We start from the raw sequence: 22,441 nt of genomic DNA, 5'->3' as shown, positions 1-22,441 counted from the left end.
ATCAGGCAAGCGCAGGAGCCCGCCGTGACAGCGCGAGGAACGAGCCGGCCAGCGGCGAAGCGGGCGCGACAGTGAACGCGACCGACACCGACGCCGACGTCATCGTCGTCGGCGCGGGTCCCGCGGGTTCGGCGACGGCGTTCTATCTCGCCCAGGCCGGACTCGACGTCCTGCTTCTCGAAAAGACGCGCTTCCCCCGTGAGAAGGTCTGCGGCGACGGTCTGACCCCGCGGGCGGTCAAGCAGCTCATGAACATGGGCGTCGACATCGACGCCCCCGGCTGGGTCAGGAACAAGGGCCTGCGCGTCGTGGGCGGGGGCGGGCGCTACGACCTCGACTGGCCGCAGCTCGACAGCTTCCCCGACTTCGGCCTGGTGCGCACCAGGCAGGACTTCGACCAGATCGTCGCCGCCAACGCGGTGAAGGGCGGCGTCCGCCTGATGGAGGGCGTCAACGTCACCGGCCCGATCCTGGACGACCGCAGCGGTCACATCGTCGGCGTCACCACCAAGGACGGCGGCTCCTACCGCAGCCGCCTGGTCGTCGCCGCCGACGGCAACTCCACCAGGCTCGCGCTGGCGATGGGGCTCTACAAGCGGGAAGACCGCCCGATGGGCGTCGCCGTACGGACCTACTTCGAGTCTCCGCGCCACGACGACGACTACCTGGAGATCTGGCTGGAGCTCTGGGACGAGGAGACGCTGCTGCCCGGCTACGGCTGGGTGTTCGGCGTGGGCGACGGCACCTCCAACGTGGGTCTCGGCCTGCTCAACACCAGCGACGCGTTCCAGAACATCGACTACCGCGACCTGTTGAAGCGGTGGACGAGGAACATGCCCGCCGACTGGGGCTTCACCGAGGACAACATGACCACCCCCATCAGGGGGGCGGCGTTGCCGATGGCGTTCAACAGGCAGCCGCACTACACCAGGGGCCTGGTGCTCGTGGGTGACTCGGGCGGGGCGATCAACCCGTTCAACGGCGAGGGCATCGCCTACGCCATGGAGACGGGCGAGATCGCGGCCGAGGTGATCGTCAAGGCGCTGCGCGGCACCACACCCGCGCAGCAGGAGCGGATCCTGCGGGCGTACCCTCAAGTGCTTAAAGACGCATATGGCGGATATTTCACGCTTGGCAGGTGGTTTGTCGAAGCTATCGGGAAGCCTGGCGTGATGAGCTTCGGCACTCGCCATGGGTTGCACCACCCCAGGCTGATGCGCTTCGCACTCAAACTCCTTGGTAATCTCACCGACCGGCGAGGCGACGCGTCAGACCGGATCATCAACGCTCTCGCGAAGGTCGTCCCACCAGCATGAATCTGTCATCCGCTCGGCACACACACAGATCAGACTGCGCGCCCGCGCGCGTGGAGATGGGAGAGGAGGCGTAGCGATGGATCTCTATGTGCCCATCCTGGTGCTCGCCGTTCTCGCGGGAGGGTTCGCGCTCTTCTCGGTCGCGATCGCCCCGTTCACCGGTCCCAAGCGCTGGAACCGCGCCAAGCTTGACGCCTACGAATGCGGCATCGAGCCGACGCCCCAGCCCGTCGGTGGTGGGCGCTTCCCGCTGAAATACATGATCACCGCGATGCTGTTCATCGTGTTCGACATCGAGATCATCTTCCTTTACCCCTGGGCCGTGTCGTTCGACATGCTCGGGGTCTTCGGACTGGTCGAGATGGTGCTGTTCATCGTCACCGTGCTCGTGGCCTATGCCTACGTGTGGCGCCGCAAGGGTCTGGACTGGGACTAGATATGGGACTTGAAGAGAAACTCCCGAGCGGGTTCATCCTCAGCACGGTCGAAGCGGCCGCGGGGTGGGCCAGGAAGAACTCGGTGTGGCCGGCCACGTTCGGTCTCGCCTGTTGCGCGATCGAACTGATGGCAACCGGTGCATCGCACTACGACCTGGCGCGCTTCGGCATGGAGCGCGCTTCGGCGTCTCCCCGGCAGGCCGACCTGATGATCGTCGCGGGCCGTGTGTCGCAGAAGATGGCGCCGGTGCTCAGGCAGATCTACGACCAGATGGCCGAGCCCAAGTGGGTCATCGCCATGGGCGTGTGCGCCTCCAGCGGCGGCATGTTCAACAACTACGCCATCGTGCAGGGCGTCGACCACGTCGTTCCCGTCGACATCTACCTGCCGGGGTGCCCCCCGCGGCCCGAGATGCTGATCGACGCGATCGTGAAGCTGCACGACAAGATCCAGAACACGAAGTTCGGCGCGCACCGCGCCAAGCAGATCGACGAGCTCGAACTGCAGGCGCTCCGTACGCTCCCCCTGATCGACCAGGAGGCCGCCAAGTGAGCGAGAACCTCCCCCAGGTGCCGAGTGAGCGGCTGCCCGAGGAGCCCGTGGTCCGCCACGGCATGTTCGGCGCCGCCGACACCGGCGACACCTCGGGCTTCGGCGGCCTCGTCGTACGGCGGGCGCCCCGCCTGTCGACCCCCCGCCCCTACGGCGGCTACTTCGACGAGCTCGTCGACAAGCTGGAGTCGTGGGGGGACGACGCCATCGAGCGCGTCGTCGTCGACCGCAACGAGCTGACGCTCCATGTGAAGCGCGAGAAGCTGGTGGAGGTCTGCCGGCGCCTGCGCGACGAGCCCGAGCTGCGCTTCGAGCTCAGCCTGGGCGTGAGCGGCGTCCACTACCCCCACCTCGTGGGCGAGGAGCTGCACGCGGTCATCCACCTGTGCTCCATCACCCACAACAGGCGCGTCCGCGTCGAGGTGAGCGCGCCGGACTCCGACCCGCACATCCCCTCCACGGTGAGCGTCTACCCGACGCACAACTGGCACGAGCGCGAGACCTACGACTTCTTCGGGATCGTCTTCGACGGCCACCCCGCGCTGACCCGGATCATGATGCCGGACGACTGGGACGGTCACCCGCAGCGTAAGGACTACCCGCTCGGCGGCATCCCCGTCGAGTACCGCGGCGCCGAGATTCCCTCTCCGGACAACAGGAGGTCGTACGCATGAGCGAGCACTGCGAGCGGAGCGTCGACGAGCGCAGCGAGGAGCACGCATGAGTACCGGCTACGACGAGGCGACCGAGGGCAGGGTCTACTCGGTCAACGGTGCCGACTGGGACGACGTCGTCGGCGCGGTGCGCGACTCCGAGGACGAGCGCCTGGTCGTCAACATGGGCCCGCAGCACCCCTCGACCCACGGCGTGCTCAGGCTCATCCTGACCCTCGACGGCGAGACGGTCACCGAGGCCCGTACCGGCATCGGCTACCTGCACACCGGCATCGAGAAGAACATGGAGTTCAGGACGTGGACCCAGGGGACCACGTTCGTCACTCGCATGGACTACCTCGCGCCGCTGTTCAACGAGACGGCCTACTGCCTCGGGGTGGAGAGGCTCCTCGGCATCGAGGACCGCGTCCCCGAGCGGGCGCAGGCCATCCGCGTCATGATGATGGAGCTCAACAGGATCTCCTCGCACCTGGTCGCGATGGGCACGTTCGGCATGGAGTTGGGCGCGACCACGCCGTTCCTCTTCGGCTACCGCGACCGTGAAATGATCATGGACCTGTTCGAGTACATCACGGGTCTGCGGATGAACATGGCCTACGTCAGGCCCGGCGGCGTGAGCGTCGACCTGCCCGCGGGCACGGTCGACAAGGTCGGCGAGTTCCTCAAGGAGATGCCCAAGCGCATCAAGGACACCCGCAAGCTGCTCGACGAGAACCCGGTCTACACCCGCCGCACCAAGGACGTGGCCTACCTCGACCTGACCGGCTGCATGGCGCTCGGCGTCACGGGCCCGATGCTCAGGGCCGCGGGCCTGCCGTGGGACCTGCGCAAGTCGCAGCCGTACTGCGGGTACGAGACCTACGAGTTCGACATCGCCACCGAGCAGAGCTGCGACGTCTACGGCCGCTATCTCGTTCGCATGAAGGAGATGGAGGAGTCGCTCAAGATCATTGAGCAGGCTCTCGACCGCATCGCGGGACCGCTGAAGAACAAGCCGGTCATGATCGAGGACAAGAAGATCGGCTGGCCCGCCCAGCTGGCGCTCGGCCCCGACGGGTTCGGCAACTCGCCCGACCATATCGCGCACATCATGGGCAGCTCCATGGAAGCGCTGATCCACCACTTCAAGCTGGTCACCGAGGGCTTCAGGGTTCCGGCCGGCCAGGCCTACGCCTCGGTGGAGTCCCCCCGCGGCGAGCTCGGCGCGCACGTGGTGAGCGACGGCGGCACCCGCCCGTACCGCGTCCACTTCCGTGAGCCGTCCTTCACGAACCTGCAGGCCGTACCGGCAACCTGCGAGGGCGGCCAGGTCGCCGACGTGATCGCGGCCGTGGCATCCATTGACCCGGTCATGGGAGGTGTTGACAGGTGAGGGAGCGCAGCGACCGAACAATGGACACAGCAGTGCAGCTCATGGGTCCGACGAAGGAGGACGCATGAGTTATTCGCCGGAAGTTCGGGAGCGTCTGGAGAGGGACGCCAAGGAGATCATCGGGCGTTACCCGAAGACGCGGTCGGCCCTGCTGCCGCTGCTGCACCTGGTGCAGTCGGAGGACGGCTACGTCTCCGACGAGGGCCAGGAGTTCTGCGCGGAGATGCTCGGCGTGAGCAAGGCCGAGGTCGTGGGCGTGGCGACGTTCTACTCGATGTACAAGCGCAAGCCGATGGGCGACTACCACGTCGGCGTGTGCATCAACTCGCTGTGCGCCGTCATGGGCGGCGACCAGATCTGGGACGAGCTGTCCGAGCACGTCGGCGTCGGTCACGACGAGGCGACCTCCGACGGCAAGGTGTCGCTGGAGCGCATCGAGTGCAACGCGGCCTGCGACTTCGCCCCCGTCATGATGGTCAACTGGGAGTTCTTCGACAACCAGACTCCCGAGTCGGCCAAGCAACTCGTCGACGACCTGCGCGACGGCAAGAGCGTCTCGCCCACGCGCGGCCCGAAGCGGCTGTGCACCTTCAAGGAGGCCTCGCGGGTGCTCGCAGGGCTGCCCGACGACCTGGCCGGTGACGGCCCGTCGGCGGCCGGCCCCTCGCTGGAGGGTCTGAAGGTCGCCAAGGCCAACGGATGGAAGGCCCCCGAGGCATGAGCACCACTCTCACCCCGGTTCTGACCGCCAACTGGGACCAGGCCAACTCCTTCACGCTGGAGGGCTACGGGCCCTACGACGCGGCGAAGAAGGCGCTCGGCATGGACCCCGACGCCGTCATCCAGGCGGTCAAGGACTCCGGTCTGCGCGGCCGCGGCGGCGCGGGCTTCCCCACCGGTATGAAGTGGGGCTTCATCCCGCAGGGCGACGGCAAGCCGCACTACCTCGTCGTCAACGCCGACGAGTCGGAGCCGGGCACCTGCAAGGACATCCCGTTGATGATGGCCAACCCGCACTCGCTGATCGAGGGCGTCATCATCACCTCCTACGCCATCCGCGCCAACCACGCCTTCATCTACGTGCGCGGCGAGGTGCTGCACGTCATCCGCCGGCTGCACGCGGCCGTGCGCGAGGCGTACGAGAAGGGCTACCTCGGCAACGACATCTTCGGCTCGGGCTACGACCTGGAGCTCGTCGTCCACAGCGGCGCCGGCGCCTACATCTGCGGCGAGGAGACGGCTCTGCTCGACTCGCTGGAGGGTTTCAGGGGTCAACCGCGTCTCAAGCCTCCGTTCCCTGCCGTGGCGGGCCTGTACGCTTCGCCCACTGTTGTGAACAACGTGGAGTCTGTGGCCAGTGTTCCCAGCATCATCGCCAACGGCGCCGACTGGTTCGCCTCGATGGGCACGGAGAAGTCCAAGGGCTTCGGCATCTTCTCGCTGAGCGGCCACGTCACCCGCCCGGGCCAGTACGAGGCCCCGCTCGGCATCACGCTGCGCGAGCTGCTCGACATGGCGGGCGGCATCCGCGAGGGGCACCAGATCAAGTTCTGGACCCCCGGAGGCTCCTCCACGCCGATCTTCACCGACGAGCACCTCGACGTCCCTCTCGACTTCGAGGCGGTCGGCGCCAAGGGCTCGATGCTCGGCACCCGCGCGCTGCAGATCTTCGACGAGACCACCTGCGTGGTCCGTACGGTGCTGCGCTGGACGGAGTTCTACGCCCACGAGTCGTGCGGCAAGTGCACGCCGTGCCGCGAGGGCACCTACTGGCTCAAGCAGGTGCTCAAGCGCCTGGAGGCCGGCCAGGGAACCGAGGACGACCTCTCCCTGATCACCGACATCGCCGACAACATCCTGGGCCGCTCCTTCTGCGCCCTGGGCGACGGCGCGACCAGCCCGATCCACTCGTCGGTGAAGTACTTCCGCGACGAGTACCTCAAGCACTTCGAGGTCGGCGGCTGCCCGTTCGACCACAAGAAGTCCACCGTGTGGGGTGACTCGTGAGAAAGCGAAGCGAGCGAGCCAATATGCACAGCACCTGGGGCATCGGGCCGACGGAGGAGGTCCGATGACCGCCACTGCCGTAGAGACCACAGTCGTCACCCTCACGATTGACGGCTTCCAGGTCACCGTGCCCAAGGGCACGCTGATCATCAGGGCCGCGGAGCTGCTGGGGATCCAGATCCCCCGGTTCTGCGACCACCCGCTGCTCGACCCCGCGGCCAACTGCCGCCAGTGCCTGGTCGACATCCCCGACGCGGGCAACGGCCGCGGCTTCCCGAAGCCGCAGCCGTCGTGCGCGATCGAGGTCGCCGAGGGCATGGTCGTGCAGACCCAGCTCACCTCGCCGGTCGCCGAGAAGGCGCAGCGCGGCGCGATGGAGCTGCTGCTCATGAACCACCCGCTGGACTGCCCGGTCTGCGACAAGGGCGGCGAGTGCCCCCTGCAGAACCAGGCGATGTCCAACGGGCAGGGCGAGTCGCGCTTCCACGAGCACAAGCGCACCTTCCCCAAGCCGCTCCCGCTGTCGGCGCAGGTCCTGCTCGACAGGGAGCGCTGCGTGCAGTGCAAGCGCTGCATCCGCTTCTCCGACGAGATCGCGGGAGACCCGCTCATCGAGTTCTTCGAGCGCGGGGCCAAGGAGCAGGTGGGTGTCGCCGACGGCAAGCCGTTCGACTCCTACTTCTCCGGCAACACCATCCAGATCTGCCCGGTCGGCGCGCTGACCAGCGGTGCCTACCGCTTCCGCGCCAGGCCGTTCGACCTGGTCTCCTCCCCGAGCTCCTGCGAGCACTGCGCGAGCGGGTGCGCGCTGCGCACCGACCACCGCCGCGGCAAGGTCACCCGCCGTCTGGCCGGCATGGACATGCAGGTCAACGAGGAGTGGAACTGCGACAAGGGCCGCTTCGCGTTCACCTACGCGACGCAGCCCGACAGGCTGAGGACGCCGCTGATCCGCAACGAGGAGGGCCTGCTGGTCCCCGCCTCGTGGCCCGAGGCCCTCGCCGTCGCCGCCGCCGGTCTCGCCAAGGCGCGCGGCAAGGCCGGTGTCCTGGTCGGCGGTCGCGTGACCGTCGAGGACGCCTACGGCTACGCCAAGTTCGCCCGCGTGGCGCTCGGCACCAACGACATCGACTTCCGCGCGAGGCCGCACAGCGCCGAGGAAGCACAGTTCCTCGCGCACGCGGTCGCCGGCAAGGGCATCGAGATCTCCTACACCGACCTGGAGCAGGCCCCGGCCGTCCTCCTGGTCGGGTTCGAGCCCGACGAGGAGTCGCCGATCGTCTTCCTGCGCCTGCGCAAGGCATGGCGCAAGAAGGGCCTGAAGGTCACCTCGATCGCGCCGTTCGCCACCGAGGGCCTGGCCAAGATGGGCGGCACGCTCATCAGGACGCTGCCGGGCGGCGAGGCCGACGCTCTCAACGAGCTCGGCTCCGTGGCCGAGGGCACGATCATCCTGGCGGGCGAGCGGCTGGCCACCGTCCCCGGCGCGCTGTCGGCTCTGGTACGGCTCGGCGCCGCCTCCGGCGCCAGGCTGGCCTGGATTCCGCGCAGGGCCGGTGAGCGCGGCGCCCTCGAGGCGGGCGCGCTGCCGAACCTGCTGCCGATCGGCCGCCCGGTCGAGGACGAGAGTGCCAGGGCCGAGGTCGCCAGGGCGTGGAACGTCGGCTCCATCCCGGCCACGCCGGGCCGCGGCACCGACGCGATCCTCGCCGCCGCGCTGAACGAGGAGATCGACGCGCTGCTCGTCGCGGGCGTCGACCCGCACGACCTGGCCGACTCCGAGGCGGCGCTCGCCGCCCTGGAGAACACGCCGTTCATCGTCAGCCTCGAGATCCGCGCCAGCGCCGTCACCGACAGGGCCGACGTGGTCCTGCCGGTCGCCGCCGTCGCGGAGAAGGACGGCACGTTCGTGAACTGGGAGGGCCGCGGCCGCTCGTTCGAGCGGGCGCTGCGGGTCCCCGGCATCATGAGCGACCTGGGCGTGCTGTCGGCCATCGCCGACTACATGGACGTGCACCTGGGCCTGCCCGACGCCGCCGCCGCCCGCAAGGAGCTCAGTGGCCTCGGCGCGTGGCGCGGCACCCGCGTCGGCGCGCCGAACGCCACCCCGGCGGTCCAGCGGACGCCCCAGGCGGGCGAGGCGGTGCTGGCCACCTGGCACCAGCTGCTCGACGCCGGCCGCCTGCAGGACGGCGAGCCGTACCTCGCCGGTACCGCCCGCGCGGTCGAGGCGCTGGTGTCGGAGAGCACCGCGGCCGAGATCGGCGTGGTCGACGGCGGCAAGATCGTAGTCGGTGAGACGGTGTCGCTGCCGGTGCGCGTCGCGGACCTGCCCGACCGGGTGGTCTGGCTGCCGACGAACTCCGCCGGCAGCGCGGTCACGCGCGACCTGCGCGTGGTGGCCGGCGACATCGTCAGGATCGGGAGCGCCTCATGAGCTTGACAGTCCTCGCGACGGATCCGACCCTTGCCGACTTCGGCAAGGATCCGCTCTGGATCACCATCATCAAGGCGGTCGGCGTCTTCGCCTTCCTGATGCTGGGCATCCTGTTCGGCGTCTGGTACGAGCGTAAGCTGATCTCCCGCATGCAGAACCGCTACGGCCCCAACAGGGCCGGCAAGTTCGGTCTGCTGCAGTCGGTGGCCGACGGTATCAAGATGGGCCTGAAGGAAGACCTCTTCCCCAACACCGTGGACAAGGTGCTCTACCTGCTGGCCCCGGTCATCATGGTGGTCCCCGCGTTCCTGGCCTTCTCCATCACGCCGTTCGGTCCGATCGTGAACATGTTCGGTGTGCAGACGCCGCTGCAGCTGGTCGACCTGCCGGTCGCCGTGCTGTTCATGCTGGCGATGGGCGCGGTGTCGGTCTATGGCGTCATCCTGGCGGGCTGGTCGTCCCGCTCGCCGTACGCGCTGCTCGGCGGTCTGCGGTCGGCGGCCCAGGTGGTCTCCTACGAGATCGCGATGGGCCTGTCGTTCGTGGCGGTGTTCCTGTTCGCGGGCACGCTGTCCACCTCGGAGATCGTCAAGGCGCAGGCGTCCGGCGGTGAGGTCCTCGGGATCCCGATGCCGTCCTGGTACGTGATCCTGCTGCTGCCGTCGTTCCTGATCTACGTGGTCTGCGCCTTCGGCGAGGCCGCCCGCATCCCGTTCGACCTGCCCGAGGGCGAGGGCGAGCTGGTGGGCGGCTTCCAGACCGAGTACTCCTCGTCGCTGAAGTTCGCCCTGATCATGATGGGCGAGTACCTGCACACCTTCACCGCCTCGGCGATGGCGATCACGCTGTTCCTCGGCGGATGGCGGGCGCCGTGGCCGATCTCGCTGTGGGACGGCGCGAACACCGGCTACTGGCCGTTCCTGTGGTTCCTGATCAAGTTCATCCTGGTCTTCTCCGCTGTTGTCTGGGTCCGCGCCTCGCTGCCCCGCGTGCGCTACGACCAGCTGATGGCGCTGGGCTGGAAGGTGCTGATCCCGCTCAACCTGGCGTGGATCATGCTCGTCGCCACCGTCAAGCTGCTCAGGACCCCGGGCGTCGACCTGACGTTCGTGTACGTCATCGGCGCGATCGTGATCGTCGGAGCCTTCGCCATCTGGTGGCGCTTCGACACCGTGAACCAGCGCCGCAAGGACGAGGAGAAGGCCAAGGTCGCGGCCGAGTTCGAGCAGCTGGCCAACGAGCCGACCGCCGGCGGCTTCCCTGTGCCGCCGCTTGACCTGCCGCACTACCACGGGGTGGAGCGCAAGGAGGTTCCCAGTGGGAGCAACTGATTGGCTGAACCCCGTGAAGGGGTTCGGCGTGACCTTTCACACGATGTTCAAGAAGCCGGTCACGACGAACTACCCGGAGGAGAAGAAGCCGACGGCTCCTCGCTTCCACGGTCGTCACCAGCTGAACCGCTGGCCCGACGGGCTGGAGAAGTGCGTCGGCTGCGAGCTGTGCGCATGGGCGTGTCCCGCCGACGCGATCTACGTCGAGGGCGGCGACAACACCGAGAACGAGCGTTACTCGCCCGGCGAGCGCTACGGACGCACCTACCAGATCAACTATCTGCGGTGCATCCTGTGCGGTCTGTGCATCGAGGCGTGCCCGACCAGAGCACTGACGATGACCAACGAGTACGAGCTCGCCGACTCCAGCCGTGAGAGCCTCATCTACACCAAGGAGATGCTGCTCGCGCCGCTCACCCAGGGCATGGAGCAGCCTCCGCACCCCATGCGGCTCGGCGAGACCGAAGAGGACTACTACCGCTTGGGGCGCGAGAATGGGTGAGACCATCACGTTCTGGGTGCTGGCCGTCGTATCCGTCGGCGCGGCACTCGGAATGATCTTCAGCCGTAAGGCGGTCTACTCGGCGCTCCTCCTCGGCGGCGTGATGCTCTGCCTCGCGGTGCTCTACGCCGTGCAGGAGGCGCCCTTCCTGGCCACGGTGCAGGTCATCGTCTACACCGGCGCGATCATGATGCTCTTCCTGTTCGTGCTCATGCTGGTGGGCGTCGACTCCTCCGACTCGCTGGTCGAGACGCTCAAGGGACAGCGCTTCTGGGCCGGCCTCGCCGGCATCGGCTTCGCCGTTCTGGTGGTCCTCGCGATCGGGAACGCGCTGTTCGTCCCCGAGCCCGCTGGCATGGCGGCCGCCACCGAGCAGGCGGGCGGCAACGTGCAGGCGCTGGCCAGGCTGGTGTTCACCCGCTACGTCTTCGCCTTCGAGATCACCTCGGCGCTGCTGATCACCGCCGCACTCGGCGCGATGGTCCTGGCGCACCGCGAGAAGGCCGAGCCGAAGCCGTCGCAGAAGGACCTGGCGCGTGCCAGGTTCGCCGAGGGCGACCCCTCGCCGCTGCCCGCGCCCGGCACCTACGCCAGGAACAACGCCATCGACATGCCCGCGCTGCTGCCCGACGGCTCGGTCTCCGAGCTGTCGGTCAACCGGCACCTCGCGCGCTACGACGTCGAACAGGGCCACCTGCCCGACGACCCCAAGCTCGCCGAGGCCATCAGGCACGCGGTCGAGGAGGAACCCGTGACAGAGGCTTCGTCGAAGGAGTCCGACCACCTGGGCGAGGTGACCAAGTGACCACCGAGTACCTGGTCCTCTCGGCCCTGCTCTTCGCGATCGGCGCTATCGGCGTGCTGATCAGGCGCAACGCGATCGTGGTCTTCATGTGCGTCGAGCTCATGCTCAACGCCTGCAACCTCGCGTTCGTCACCTTCGCCCGCATGCACGGCAACCTCGACGGCCAGATCATCGCCTTCTTCGTGATGGTCGTGGCCGCCGCCGAGGTCGTGATCGGTCTGGCGATCATCGTGACGATCTTCCGAACCCGCAGGTCGGCATCCGTGGACGATGCCAACCTGCTGAAGTACTAAGAGGTGACAGTGGAACCGGCTGAGATCATCCCGCACTCCGGTGGAGTGATCGGGGCCTCATGGCTGATGATCGCACTGCCCCTCTTGGGCGCGGCGATCCTGTTGCTCGGCGGCCGCCGTACCAACGGATGGGGCCACTACCTCGGCGTCCTGATGTCGCTGGGTGCGTTCGTCGTCGCGGTGCTTGCCTTCCTCCAGCTCGATGGTGGTCGTTACAGCATTCACCTGTACGACTTCATTCCCGGCATCGCGGACATCAGCCTGCTGGTCGACCCTCTGTCGATCAGCTTCTGTCTGCTGATCACCGGTGTGGGCTCGCTGATCCACATCTACTCGATCGGCTACATGTCGCACGACCCGGACCGGCGCAGGTTCTTCTCCTACCTGAACCTGTTCGTCGCGGCCATGCTGCTGCTGGTGCTGTCGGCCAACTACGTCGGCCTGTTCATCGGCTGGGAGGGCGTCGGTCTCGCCTCCTACCTGCTGATCGGCTTCTGGCAGTTCAAGCCGTCCGCGGCGGTCGCGGCCAAGAAGGCCTTCATCGTCAACCGCGTCGGCGACTTCGGTCTGCTGATCGCGATGTTCATGATGTGGTCGACGTTCGGCTCGCTCGCCTTCGGCGACCTCTCCGCCAAGGTCGACCAGGCCTCGGAGGGCACGCTCACCGCGATCGGCCTGCTGCTCCTGCTCGGCGCCTGCGGCAAGTCCGCCCAGCTGCCGCTGCAGTCCTGGCTCCTGGACGCGATGGAGGGCCCGACCCCGGTCTCGGCCCTCATCCACGCCGCGACCATGGTCACCGCCGGTGTCTACCTGGTCGTCCGCTCCGGGTTCGTCTTCGAGGCCGCGCCCACCGCGCAGCTGGTCGTCACCATCGTCGGCGTGGCCACGCTGCTCGCCGGTGCGATCATCGGTTGCGCGAAGGACGACATCAAGAAGGGCCTGGCCGGTTCGACGATGTCGCAGATCGGCTACATGATGCTGGGCGCGGGCCTCGGCCCCGCCGGGTACGCGTTCGCGATCGGCCACCTGATCACGCACGGCTTCTTCAAGGCCGACCTGTTCCTCGGCGCCGGCTCGGTCATGCACGGCATGAACGACGAGGTCGACATGAGGAAGTACGGCGGCCTGCGCAAGTACATGCCTGTCACGTTCGTCACGTTCTTCATCGGCTACCTGGCGATCATCGGCTTCCCGCTGCTGTCCGGCTACTTCACCAAGGACGGCATCATCGAGACGGCGATGCACCACAGCGCCGTCCTCGGCTGGCTGGCCGTCCTCGGCGCCGGCATCACCGGCTTCTACATGTCGCGGATGGTCTTCATGACCTTCTTCGGCGAGAAGCGCTGGGCCGCCAACGCCCACCCGCACGAGTCGCCCGCCGTGATGACCTGGCCGCTGATCATCCTGTCGATCGGCTCGATCTTCCTGGGCGGCTACCTGATCCTGGGCGGCAGGCTGATGGAGTTCCTCGCCCCGGCGGTCGGCCGGCCCGAGGAGGTCCCGCACTTCGACCCCTTCACCACGCCCGGCCTGGCCACGCTGGCTCTCGTCGCCGTCGGCGCAGGCATCGCCTGGATGAAGTACGGCAGGGTGCCGGTTCCCGAGACCGCTCCCCGCGGCTCGTTCCTCACCACCTTCGCCAGGCGTGACCTGTACGGCGACGCCCTCAACGAGACACTGCTCATGCGTCCGGGCCAGTGGCTCACCCGCATCGCGGTGTTCTTCGACAACCGCGGAATCGACGGCCTGGTCAACGGGCTGGCGGCGGCCGTCGGCGGCACGTCGGGACGGCTGCGCCGGCTCCAGACGGGCTTCGCGCGGACGTACGCGCTGTCCATCCTCTTCGGCGCCGCACTCCTGGCCGGCGCTCTGCTCCTTGTAGGGAACCTGTGATGCCCTGGCTTACGATCCTGATGGCGGTGCCCGTGGTGGGCGCCGTCCTGGTGGCCCTCACGCCGAAGGGCAACGGCAAGCTGGCCAAGCAGCTCGCGCTGGGCGTCTCGGTCGTCGTGCTGGCGCTCACCATCGCGATGGCCGTGCAGTTCAGCCCGAAGGGGCCGCGCTTCCAGTTCGTCGAGACCTACGACTGGATCCCGCGTTTCGGCGTCCACTACGGCGTCGGCGTCGACGGCATCGCGCTGGTGCTGATCGCGCTGTCCGCGGTGCTGGTGCCGATCGTGGTGCTGGCCTCGTGGAACGACGCCGACGCCCCGCACGCCAAGTACTCGGTGAAGACCTACTTCGCGCTCCTGCTGGTGCTCGAGGCGATGATGATCGGCGTCTTCGCGGCGACCGACATCTTCCTGTTCTACGTCTTCTTCGAAGCCATGCTGATCCCGATGTACTTCATGATCGGGTCGTACGGCGGCGCGCAGCGGTCCTACGCGGCCGTCAAGTTCCTGCTCTACTCGCTGTTCGGCGGCCTGCTCATGCTGGTCGCGGTCATCGGCCTCTACGTCATCGCGGGCAAGAACACCTTCATGTTCCCCGAGCTGATCGGGGCCATCCAGGACCCGACGACGCAGAAGTGGCTGTTCGCCGGCTTCTTCTTCGCCTTCGCGGTGAAGGCGCCGCTGTGGCCGTTCCACACCTGGTTGCCCGACGCGGCGGCGCAGGCTCCGGCGGGCGCGGCCGTGCTCCTGGTGGGCGTGCTGGACAAGGTCGGCACGTACGGCATGCTCCGGTTCTGCCTGGAGCTGTTCCCCGACGCGTCGAAGTACTTCACCCCGCTGGTGATCGTGCTGTCGGTGGTCGGCATCATCTACGGCGCGATCGTGGCCATCGGCCAGACCGACATGAAGCGCCTGATCGCCTACACCTCGATCTCGCACTTCGGCTTCATCGCCCTCGGCGTGTTCGCGATGACGAACGACGCCGGCGCCGGCGCCACGCTGTACATGGTCAACCACGGCTTCTCGACCGGCGCGCTGTTCCTGATCGCCGGGTTCCTCATCGCGCGGCGCGGCTCGCCGTACATCGAGGACTACGGGGGCGTGCAGAAGGTCACGCCGAAGCTGGCCGGCGTGTTCCTCATCGCGGGTCTGTCCGGCCTGTCGCTGCCGGGCCTGTCGTCGTTCGTCAGCGAGTTCATGGTGCTGCTCGGCACCTACGAGCGCTACATGGTGCCGGCGATCATCTCGGCGACGGGCGTGATCCTGGCGGCCATCTACATCCTGTGGATGTACCAGCGGATCGCGGGCGGTCCGACGGCTGAGCCGGTCAAGGAGTTCAAGGACCTCAACCGCCGCGAGCTGTGGGTGGTCGCCCCGCTGATCGCCCTGATCATCGGGCTCGGCTTCTACCCCAAGCCGCTGCTTGACGTGATCAACCCGGCCGTGGACCACACCCTGGTCTCCGTCCAGGTGGAGAAGTTCACCCCGGCGATTGCCGAGAAGGGGGCCGGACAGTGAACGGCACCATCCAAGCGCCGACGATCGAGTACGGCCTGCTGGCGCCGATGCTCGTGATCTTCGGCGCCGCGATCATCGGCGTGCTGGTGGAGGCGTTCGCGCCCCGCTACCTGCGCAAGTCGATCCAAGTGCCGGTGACGCTGCTCAGCATGGCCGGCGCGTTCGTGCTCGTCATCTTCCAGGTGATCAGCGGGTTGCCGTCCTCCGCCGCGGCGATGGGCGCCGTCGCGGTCGACGGCCCCTCGCTGTTCTTCTGGGGCGTCATCCTCGTCCTGGCGTTCGTCAGCACGCTGCTGGTCCTCGACGACGACAACTTCGTCGCCTCCGCCGCCGCCGTACCCGGTAGCGCGGCCGAGGAGGAGGCGGAGATCACCGGTGGCGCGCACACCGAGATCTACCCGCTGATCCTGTTCGCCGTCGGCGGCATGCTGCTGTTCGCGTCGGCCAACGACCTGCTGGTGATGTTCGTCGGCCTCGAGGTCATGTCGCTGCCGCTGTACCTGCTGTGCGGGCTCGCCCGCCGTCGCCGCCTGCTGTCGCAGGAGGCGTCGATGAAGTACTTCCTGCTGGGCGCGTTCTCCTCGGCCTTCTTCCTGTACGGCATGGCCTTCGTCTACGGCTTCGCCGGCTCGGTCGACCTGGCCAAGATCAGCCAGGCGCTCGGCACCGTGGGCGGCATGGACACGATGCTCCTCATCGGTCTGGCGCTGCTCGGCGTCGGCCTGATGTTCAAGATCGGCGCCGCGCCGTTCCAGGCCTGGAAGCCTGACGTCTACCAGGGCGCCCCGACCCCCATCACCGCGCTCATGGCCTCGGGCACGCTCGTCGCGGCCTTTGGCGCGGTTCTGAGGGTCTTTTGGGTGGCACTGGGCAACCTCGACTGGGACTGGCGTCCGGTCATGTGGGGCGTCGCCATCCTGACGATGGTCGTCGGCGCGATCCTCGCGATCACCCAGACGGACATCAAGCGCATGCTGGCCTACTCCTCGATCGCGCACGCGGGCTTCCTGCTCATCGGCGTGATCGCGACCAGCACGCAGCCGGAGGGCAACTCCTCCACGCTGTCGGCGATCATGTTCTACCTGCTCGTCTACGGCATCTCCACGGTCGGCGCGTTCGCCGTCGTCACGATGGTGCGCGACGCGGGCGGCGAGGCCTCCCACCTGTCGCGCTGGGCGGGGCTCGGCAAGCGGTCGCCGATGCTGGCGGGCGTCTTCGCCTTCTTCCTGCTGGCCTTCGCCGGCATCCCGCTCACCAGTGGGTTCTTCGGCAAGTACGCGGTCTTCGTCGCCGCGGTGGCCAACGGCGCGACGCCGCTGGTCATCGTCGGTGTGATCACCTCCGCGATCGCCGCGTTCTTCTACGTTCGCGTGATCGTGCTGATGTTCTTCAGCGAGCCCGCGGCCGACGGCCCCACCATCGCGGTGCCCTCTGCGGCCACCGCGGCTGTTATCACTCTGGCGGCAGCGGTTACGGTAGTGCTGGGGGTTTTCCCGCAGCCTGTCCTGGATCTCGCCGACAAGGCTGCCTCTGCCTTGTTCATCCGCTAAGGGGTTTATATGTCTGCGCCACCGGTTGTTGATCTGCCCATCGACGATGAGCGGTTGGCGCAGGACCTGGCCAGTGGTCTCGCGTCCGTCGAGAAACTGCTGCGCACCTCGGTCGAGAGCGAGGACGCCTTCGTCACGGAGGCGTCCAAGCACCTCATCGAGGCGGGCGGCAAGCGCTTCCGCACCATGATGGTGCTCCTGGCCGCGCAGTTCGGCGATCCTTCCGCGCCGGGCGTCGTGCCCGCCGCGGTTGTGATCGAACTCACCCACCTGGCCACCCTCTACCACGACGACGTCATGGACGAGGCGCCCGTCCGCAGGGGATCCCCCTCGGCCAACGCCCGGTGGGACAACACCGTGGCCATCCTCACCGGCGACTACCTGTTCGCGCAGGCGTCGGAGATCCTCGCCGACCTCGGCGCCGAGGCCATCAAGATCCAGGCGCAGACCTTCTCCCGCCTGGTACGCGGGCAGATCCGCGAAACGATCGGCCCCGCCGAAGGCGTCGACCCGATCCACCACTACATCAGGGTGCTCGCCGACAAGACCGGCTCCCTCATCGCCACCTCGGGACGCTTCGGCGGCCTGCTGTCCGGCGCGCCCGCCGACGTCGTCGAACGGCTGTCGAGCGCGTGCGAGGCCATCGGAGTCGCCTGGCAACTCGGCGACGACCTGCTGGACGTCGCATCGGAATCCGCCGAGTCAGGCAAGACGCCCGGCACCGACCTGCGCGAAGGAATCAGGACACTGCCCGTCCTGTACGCGCTGGAGTCGTCGCCGTCCGCGCGGCTGCGGGAACTGCTGGCGGGCCCGGTGGCCGAGGACGACGTGGCGGAGACGCTCGAACTGCTGCGGGCCGACCAGGGGATGGTGCGAGGACGGCAGGAACTGGACGCCTGGGTGAACAGGGCCAGGGCCGACCTGGCCACCCTGCCTGACATCCCGGCCAGGGCGGCCTTCCTCGCGCTGTGCGACTACGTGGTGGAGCGCTCGGGCTGACCCCGGGTTTGCGCTGCGCCCTCCTCGCTGCGCCGCCCTCGGGCTGACACCAGGGTTTTGCGCTGCGCCCTCCTCGTTGTGGCGCGCTCGGGCTGACCCTGCCGTCCCCCTGTCGTCGCGCCGCCGCCGGGCTTGGCGGTGGGGCTGGGCGGGGCGCCGTGACGGCGGGGACCGGAGTCCTGCTGGGCGAGGCGCCCTCGCCGGACGGTCAGCGGTGACCGGCGGAGGCGCCGGGGTGGCTTGCCGTACCGGAGGAGACGGGTTGCGGGTCCGCGCGGCGGGCCCGGTGCGCCGCTCGGAGGCTGTCATAGGTGAACACCGCCAGCGCCAGCCACACGATCGCGAACCCCGCCCACCGGCTGGGCGGCATCGTCTCCTTCACGATCAGCACGCCCACCAGGAACTGCAGGATCGGCGCGATGTACTGCAGCAGCCCGATCGTGCTCAGCGGCACCCTGATCGCGCTGGCTGTGAAGAACAGCAGCGGCACCGCCGTCACCAGGCCGCCGCCCGCCAGCAGCAGCGCGTGCCACGGCCCGTGGTGGCCGAACGTCGAGCCGCCCGCCTGCTCCAGGTACACCAGGTAGGCCAGCGCGGGCGCCAGCAGCACCAGCGTCTCGACCGTGAGGCTCTCCGCCGCCCCGACGTTCGCCTTCTTCTTCACCAGGCCGTAGACGCCGAAGCTGATCGCCAGCGTGAGCGCGATCCACGGCAGCCGGCCGTAGTCGAGGGCCAGCACCACGACGGCCAGCGCGCCGAACCCGACCGCGACCCACTGCAGGACGCGCAGGCGCTCCTTCAGCAGGATCACCCCGAACAGGACGCTCACCAGCGGGTTGATGAAGTAGCCGAGCGCCGTCTCGACCACGTGGCCGGAGTTGACGCCGTAGATGTAGGTGCCCCAGTTGACGGTGATGAGCAGCGCCGCCAGCGCCAGCAGCCCGAACTGTCCCGCCCGGAGCTGCTTGAACCACGACCAGTGCCTGCGAACGGCGAGGATCGCCACCACGGCCACCAGCGACCACGCCATGCGGTGCGCGAGGATCTCGATCGGCCCCGAGGGCTTGAGCAGCGGCCAGTAGAGCGGGAAGAGTCCCCATAGCGCGTAGGCGGCGACACCATAGAGGACTCCACGACGTTGGTCAGGCATGTAACCAATTTTCGCCCCTTACTTCATTAAATACAAATGCGTATTGCTATCTGGGATGATGTAGGGACTCTTAAGTGTTGAGACGTAGGCTTGACGGAAGAGGAGGTGGATCATGGGCTGGCTGTTCGGCTCGCACAAGACATCGATGGTGAACGCCACGGACGCCCTTCCTGGACGCCCGACGCCGATACCCGTACCCGCGCGCCACGCGGTGCTCGACGCCCCACTCGTGGGAGCCGAGGGCGAGATCGCGGACTTCGGGCTCGGGTGCTTCTGGGGCGCCGAGCGGAAGTTCTGGGAGACGCCCGGCGTGGTGTCCACGGCGGTGGGCTACCAGGGCGGCTACACCTCGAACCCTACGTACGAAGAGGTATGTTCCGGGCTCACCGGACACGCCGAGGTCGTGAGGGTGGTGTTCGACCCCTCGAAGGTCTCGTACACGGACCTGCTCAAGGTGTTCTGGGAGGCGCACGACCCGACCCAGGGGCTGCGTCAGGGCAACGACGTAGGCTCGCAGTACCGGTCGGCGGTGTACGTCCACTCGCCCGAACAGGAGAAGGCGGCACTGGCCTCGCGCGACGCGTACCAGCAGGTGCTGACTTCGGCAGGGTACGGCGAGATCACCACGGAGATCGCTCCCGCAGGCGAGTTCTACTACGCCGAGGATTATCACCAGCAGTACCTCCAGAAAGTGCCGAACGGTTACTGCGGCATCGGCGGCACAGGCGTAGCCTGCCCGGTCGGCCTGACGTCCGGCGAGGCCTGAGCAGTGCCCTTACGTACGCCCCGGGAGCACCTGGAGGACATTCGCAGGCGGCTGGGGGCGTACGGCCTGGACGGCTCGTACCAGTTGTTCACGACGTACATCGCCGGATTCGATGCGGGCAGTGGCCACACCCTCCTGGAGGGTTTCAGGGAGTGGCTGATCGTTCAGGTGAATGGCGGTAACAATCTTGTCTGGGAGGCGCTGGTGCTCATGCTGGCGTTTCCCGGCGAGACTGGACCGTTCTCTTCCGAGCGGATGGATGAGGAGCGGAACGCGGTCGCTGTGGGCGTGCTCTTCGATGCGCTCGAACGCTTCCTGGCCGATCGTGATGGGCGGTCAGGTGGGCGGAACATGATCCAGCCTGCGTATGACCAGTGGCTCAGTCAGCAGCGCTGGACGCAGCCGTAGACGGACCATATCGATGAACACGCAGAGTGATCACGGCGACAATCTTCACTACAGGGTCAAGAGCAGACCGCCTACGGTGGCCCGACGCGCGTCGGGGCGGTCGCTGGCCGCGCTGCGGCTCTCCGGCCGGGTCGCGGCCAGCGCCGCCCACGCGCATGACCACCGCCACGAAGGACCCGAGACGGCGAAACTCAACAACGAAAGGGACATCAACGCGCGTATCGCATTTCCAGCTCGTCCATTGCGAGGTCCCAGAAGGACCTGTAACGCTCAGCGCCGGGTTTCCATGGCGCGAGATACCAGGCTTCCCACTCACCTTCAGCGGTGCGGACGTGGGGATTGAGGAGAGCCACTCCGTCATCCCAATACCCGGCCAGAAGGGTGTCGGGCACATACTCCCCTCTGTAGTGAATGGAGTCCTGCTCCAGTCCGTAGACGAAGTAGAGCTCGTCGGGCACGCTCCATGAGTTCTCCTGCTTGGGTGCTGACCAGCTCTCGGCGATCGAGGGATCGACATCACGGAGCCAGCCGACTTCTTCGACACGCAGCAGGCAGCAGTCATCGTCGCTGCCCCACCCATTGGCGAACAGGAGAAGCTGCCGGTAACTCGGCGGCAGCTCCACGCCCAGCCGCTCTTCAAGCTCGCGGACCTCTGCTTCGGTAGCCGGGGGATACAGATCGCCGAGCGGACTGACCGCCGGGTGATCAGAACCCTCGGTCACCGGATGCTTTGCAGGGAAACGTTCCGACCATGCGTACCGGGCACTCATCGCGAGAAGATATCCCGTTTCGAGTGGCTGCTGCACGTGCAGCACAAAGCTAGGGCTGCCCCTCCCGATAACCTCCACGTGTGGGACATACGCGAGATGATCAAGCTATGGCGTCTATCGATGCTTGGCATCCCGCAGGTCGCCCAGCACACCGGACCACAGGAGCGCCGCTCTCCATCGATCTGGCACGAGGAGATATGAGCCGCGACGTCGCAATCGGCCTGGAGTTCAAACACGACATCGATTTCGTGGACATCCTCGATCGGCTCGCCCGGGCGGGTTGGGAATTGCTCCGCGAAGAAGACGCCATCTGGTACATGACCGACTATGACTGGAAGCACTTGCCGCTGGACGGCCTGGCTGAGGCGAAGCGCGACATGCGCACCTCTTATGAGGCCGGGGCGGCGGTCGGCATAACCACCAGGCTGCCCGACGGGGAGACCTTCGCGAACGTACTGTTCCACGAGGCAAGGACGTCGGTCTCCCTGATCCCCCTGCTGGATTACCGCACCATCGCGCACATGCCGGAGTTCGTCGATCTCGGCTGGTATCTCGAGAGGTTCCTGGCGTCATGCAGAGATCTGCCCATCGTACGAACGAAAGCCAGCGACCAGCGGTGAAGAGTCGAACCGGCCGGTGACGTCCGGCGACGCGTAGGCATACGTAGCGGCTGGTGCTTGTGCAGAGCGAGGGCCAGCATTTTGCTACTTCGAGTAGTAAACTGAGCCTGTGAGTATGCCAGAGCGGGACTTCGGCCCGGGAGACGGTCCGGCCGCCAAGGTCAGTGTGTCTCTGAGAACGGGCAACATTCGCGCTGTCCGGGAGCGAGTCGGGGCCCGCGGGTTTTCCGCCTATGTTGATGCCGCTGTGGAGCGCCAGATCGAGCGGGATCTCTTGGAAGAGGCCCTGCAGGCGAACGAGGCCGCTTCCGCGCCGATCCCGCAGTCTTTGCGTGATGAGGCGGCGGAGTTGTTCCGCCGCGTCAAGTCCGCGCCCGAACTCCAAGGGGAGGACGGATGGCGCGCGCACGAAGCCGGTTGAGCGCGGGCACCGTCGTTCTCGATTGCGAGGGGCTCGTGAAGTGGTGCGAGGCCGACCAGCGGGTGACAGCGTTCGTACGGGAGGCGCAGGACAACGACTTTCGGGTCGTGGTCAGCGCCATGACACCGGTCGAGGCACAAGACGTCCGGGTCAAAAGCGATCGTCTCAGGTGGTATCTGTCCCGACTGAAGATCGAGCCGGTGACCGAGGACATCTCGTCTCGAGCGATCGAGCTTCTTCGAGATGCCCGCCTGCACGGTCACAAGTACGCCATCGACGCTGTGGTCGCGGCCACCGCACTGCGCTCCGTGCGCCCTGCCGTCGTTCTGACGTCTGACGAGGACGACATGAGCAAACTGTGCGGGAAGGCAGTGCAAGTGGTCCCTGTCTGAGACTGCTTGAGGGCCGAGTGGGAGTCTCCGGAACTACCGCGGGAGGCGAACCACTACCACCAGCAGGGCCTTCCGGCCCCAACACCCCGGCCTTGACCATGTACTCACGGCTTCGCGGTGGGGCGTTCCAGATCCACAAGCACGTCCAGGGGGACATGTGGCGTCCTAGACGAGTAAGTCCTAAGTCGTTTGGGCTGCGGGAACAGCGAAGGGTGTCGACGATCTGTT

Annotated in this window: 23 protein-coding genes; 21 read left to right on the top strand and 2 right to left on the bottom strand. The window is 67.3% G+C overall.

Features of this window, described 5'->3' with window-relative positions; all coding sequences use genetic code 11:
• Positions 1–71: 71 nt before the first annotated feature.
• The 16 genes from ACFSKW_RS36910 (at position 72) to ACFSKW_RS36835 (ending at position 17,686) form a co-directional block, all read left to right on the top strand.
• The gene (locus ACFSKW_RS36910; protein WP_379577916.1) at positions 72–1,316 is read left to right on the top strand and encodes a geranylgeranyl reductase family protein; all 1,245 of its coding nucleotides are present in this window, start codon (positions 72–74) and stop codon (positions 1,314–1,316) included.
• A gap of 76 nt (positions 1,317–1,392) precedes the next feature.
• A complete protein-coding gene (locus ACFSKW_RS36905) occupies positions 1,393–1,752 on the top strand; it encodes an NADH-quinone oxidoreductase subunit A (protein WP_358128674.1) in 360 nt (119 codons plus the stop codon).
• A 2-nt stretch (positions 1,753–1,754) separates the two neighbouring features.
• Positions 1,755–2,306, top strand: a complete 552-nt coding sequence (locus ACFSKW_RS36900) for a NuoB/complex I 20 kDa subunit family protein (protein ID WP_379577914.1) — start codon at positions 1,755–1,757, stop codon at positions 2,304–2,306.
• Positions 2,303–2,980 (top strand): NADH-quinone oxidoreductase subunit C, encoded by a 678-nt coding sequence (locus ACFSKW_RS36895; protein WP_379577912.1) that lies wholly within the window; start codon positions 2,303–2,305, stop codon positions 2,978–2,980. Before ACFSKW_RS36900 ends, ACFSKW_RS36895 begins: the two co-directional genes overlap by 4 nt.
• 46 nt (positions 2,981–3,026) lie before the next feature.
• Positions 3,027–4,352, top strand: a complete 1,326-nt coding sequence (locus ACFSKW_RS36890) for an NADH-quinone oxidoreductase subunit D (protein ID WP_379577911.1) — start codon at positions 3,027–3,029, stop codon at positions 4,350–4,352.
• 64 nt (positions 4,353–4,416) lie between these two features.
• The gene (gene nuoE, locus ACFSKW_RS36885; protein WP_379577909.1) at positions 4,417–5,073 is read left to right on the top strand and encodes an NADH-quinone oxidoreductase subunit NuoE; all 657 of its coding nucleotides are present in this window, start codon (positions 4,417–4,419) and stop codon (positions 5,071–5,073) included.
• Positions 5,070–6,359 (top strand): NADH-quinone oxidoreductase subunit NuoF, encoded by a 1,290-nt coding sequence (gene nuoF, locus ACFSKW_RS36880; protein ID WP_379577907.1) that lies wholly within the window; start codon positions 5,070–5,072, stop codon positions 6,357–6,359. Before nuoE ends, nuoF begins: the two co-directional genes overlap by 4 nt.
• A gap of 64 nt (positions 6,360–6,423) precedes the next feature.
• The gene (locus ACFSKW_RS36875; RefSeq protein ID WP_379577905.1) at positions 6,424–8,796 is read left to right on the top strand and encodes an NADH-quinone oxidoreductase subunit G; all 2,373 of its coding nucleotides are present in this window, start codon (positions 6,424–6,426) and stop codon (positions 8,794–8,796) included.
• Positions 8,793–10,127: an NADH-quinone oxidoreductase subunit NuoH gene (gene nuoH, locus ACFSKW_RS36870; RefSeq protein WP_379577903.1), complete on the top strand. Its 1,335-nt coding sequence runs from the start codon at positions 8,793–8,795 to the stop codon at positions 10,125–10,127. The genes ACFSKW_RS36875 and nuoH overlap by 4 nt, the downstream gene beginning before the upstream one ends.
• A complete protein-coding gene (gene nuoI / locus ACFSKW_RS36865; protein WP_379577901.1) occupies positions 10,114–10,629 on the top strand; it encodes an NADH-quinone oxidoreductase subunit NuoI in 516 nt (171 codons plus the stop codon). The genes nuoH and nuoI overlap by 14 nt, the downstream gene beginning before the upstream one ends.
• On the top strand, positions 10,622–11,434 hold the full coding sequence (locus ACFSKW_RS36860; protein ID WP_379577899.1) for an NADH-quinone oxidoreductase subunit J: 813 nt from the start codon (positions 10,622–10,624) through the stop codon (positions 11,432–11,434). The genes nuoI and ACFSKW_RS36860 overlap by 8 nt, the downstream gene beginning before the upstream one ends.
• Positions 11,431–11,727 (top strand): NADH-quinone oxidoreductase subunit NuoK, encoded by a 297-nt coding sequence (gene nuoK, locus ACFSKW_RS36855; protein ID WP_379577897.1) that lies wholly within the window; start codon positions 11,431–11,433, stop codon positions 11,725–11,727. The genes ACFSKW_RS36860 and nuoK overlap by 4 nt, the downstream gene beginning before the upstream one ends.
• Positions 11,728–11,793: 66 nt before the next feature.
• Entirely contained in the window at positions 11,794–13,620 is a 1,827-nt protein-coding gene (gene nuoL, locus ACFSKW_RS36850) for an NADH-quinone oxidoreductase subunit L (RefSeq protein ID WP_379578174.1), read from the top strand.
• Positions 13,620–15,137: an NADH-quinone oxidoreductase subunit M gene (locus ACFSKW_RS36845; RefSeq protein ID WP_379577895.1), complete on the top strand. Its 1,518-nt coding sequence runs from the start codon at positions 13,620–13,622 to the stop codon at positions 15,135–15,137. Before nuoL ends, ACFSKW_RS36845 begins: the two co-directional genes overlap by 1 nt.
• Entirely contained in the window at positions 15,134–16,687 is a 1,554-nt protein-coding gene (nuoN, locus tag ACFSKW_RS36840; protein ID WP_379577893.1) for an NADH-quinone oxidoreductase subunit NuoN, read from the top strand. Before ACFSKW_RS36845 ends, nuoN begins: the two co-directional genes overlap by 4 nt.
• Positions 16,688–16,696: 9 nt before the next feature.
• Positions 16,697–17,686 carry a polyprenyl synthetase family protein gene (locus ACFSKW_RS36835; protein ID WP_379577891.1) on the top strand — a complete coding sequence of 330 codons (990 nt, stop codon included), beginning with the start codon at positions 16,697–16,699 and terminating at the stop codon, positions 17,684–17,686.
• A gap of 208 nt (positions 17,687–17,894) precedes the next feature.
• Here the strand turns inward: ACFSKW_RS36835 and rarD are convergent, their stop codons facing one another.
• Positions 17,895–18,836 carry an EamA family transporter RarD gene (gene rarD, locus ACFSKW_RS36830; protein WP_379577889.1) on the bottom strand — a complete coding sequence of 314 codons (942 nt, stop codon included), beginning with the start codon at positions 18,834–18,836 and terminating at the stop codon, positions 17,895–17,897.
• A 112-nt stretch (positions 18,837–18,948) separates the two neighbouring features.
• On the opposite strand from rarD, the gene msrA reads away from it, so the two are divergent.
• A complete protein-coding gene (msrA, locus tag ACFSKW_RS36825) occupies positions 18,949–19,602 on the top strand; it encodes a peptide-methionine (S)-S-oxide reductase MsrA (protein ID WP_379577887.1) in 654 nt (217 codons plus the stop codon).
• Positions 19,603–19,605: 3 nt separating this feature from the next.
• On the top strand, positions 19,606–20,010 hold the full coding sequence (locus tag ACFSKW_RS36820; RefSeq protein WP_379577885.1) for a hypothetical protein: 405 nt from the start codon (positions 19,606–19,608) through the stop codon (positions 20,008–20,010).
• A gap of 209 nt (positions 20,011–20,219) precedes the next feature.
• Here the strand turns inward: ACFSKW_RS36820 and ACFSKW_RS36815 are convergent, their stop codons facing one another.
• Positions 20,220–20,825, bottom strand: a complete 606-nt coding sequence (locus ACFSKW_RS36815) for an SMI1/KNR4 family protein (protein WP_379577884.1) — start codon at positions 20,823–20,825, stop codon at positions 20,220–20,222.
• Positions 20,826–20,977: 152 nt separating this feature from the next.
• Here ACFSKW_RS36815 and ACFSKW_RS36810 point away from each other — a divergent pair, with 152 nt between their 5' ends.
• From ACFSKW_RS36810 to ACFSKW_RS36800, 3 genes are all read left to right on the top strand, one after another.
• Positions 20,978–21,400, top strand: coding sequence for a hypothetical protein (locus ACFSKW_RS36810; RefSeq protein WP_379577882.1), 423 nt, complete (start codon positions 20,978–20,980; stop codon positions 21,398–21,400).
• A 115-nt stretch (positions 21,401–21,515) separates the two neighbouring features.
• Positions 21,516–21,821: a hypothetical protein gene (locus ACFSKW_RS36805; protein ID WP_379577880.1), complete on the top strand. Its 306-nt coding sequence runs from the start codon at positions 21,516–21,518 to the stop codon at positions 21,819–21,821.
• Positions 21,797–22,213: a type II toxin-antitoxin system VapC family toxin gene (locus ACFSKW_RS36800; RefSeq protein WP_379577878.1), complete on the top strand. Its 417-nt coding sequence runs from the start codon at positions 21,797–21,799 to the stop codon at positions 22,211–22,213. The genes ACFSKW_RS36805 and ACFSKW_RS36800 overlap by 25 nt, the downstream gene beginning before the upstream one ends.
• Positions 22,214–22,441 lie beyond the last annotated feature (228 nt).

Origin of the sequence: Nonomuraea mangrovi, assembly GCF_042681425.1 — a bacterium.
GTDB lineage: Bacteria > Actinomycetota > Actinomycetes > Streptosporangiales > Streptosporangiaceae > Nonomuraea > Nonomuraea mangrovi.
The sequence above is the reverse complement of the archived record's forward strand: the minus strand, read 5'-3'. Positions and strand labels throughout refer to the sequence as shown.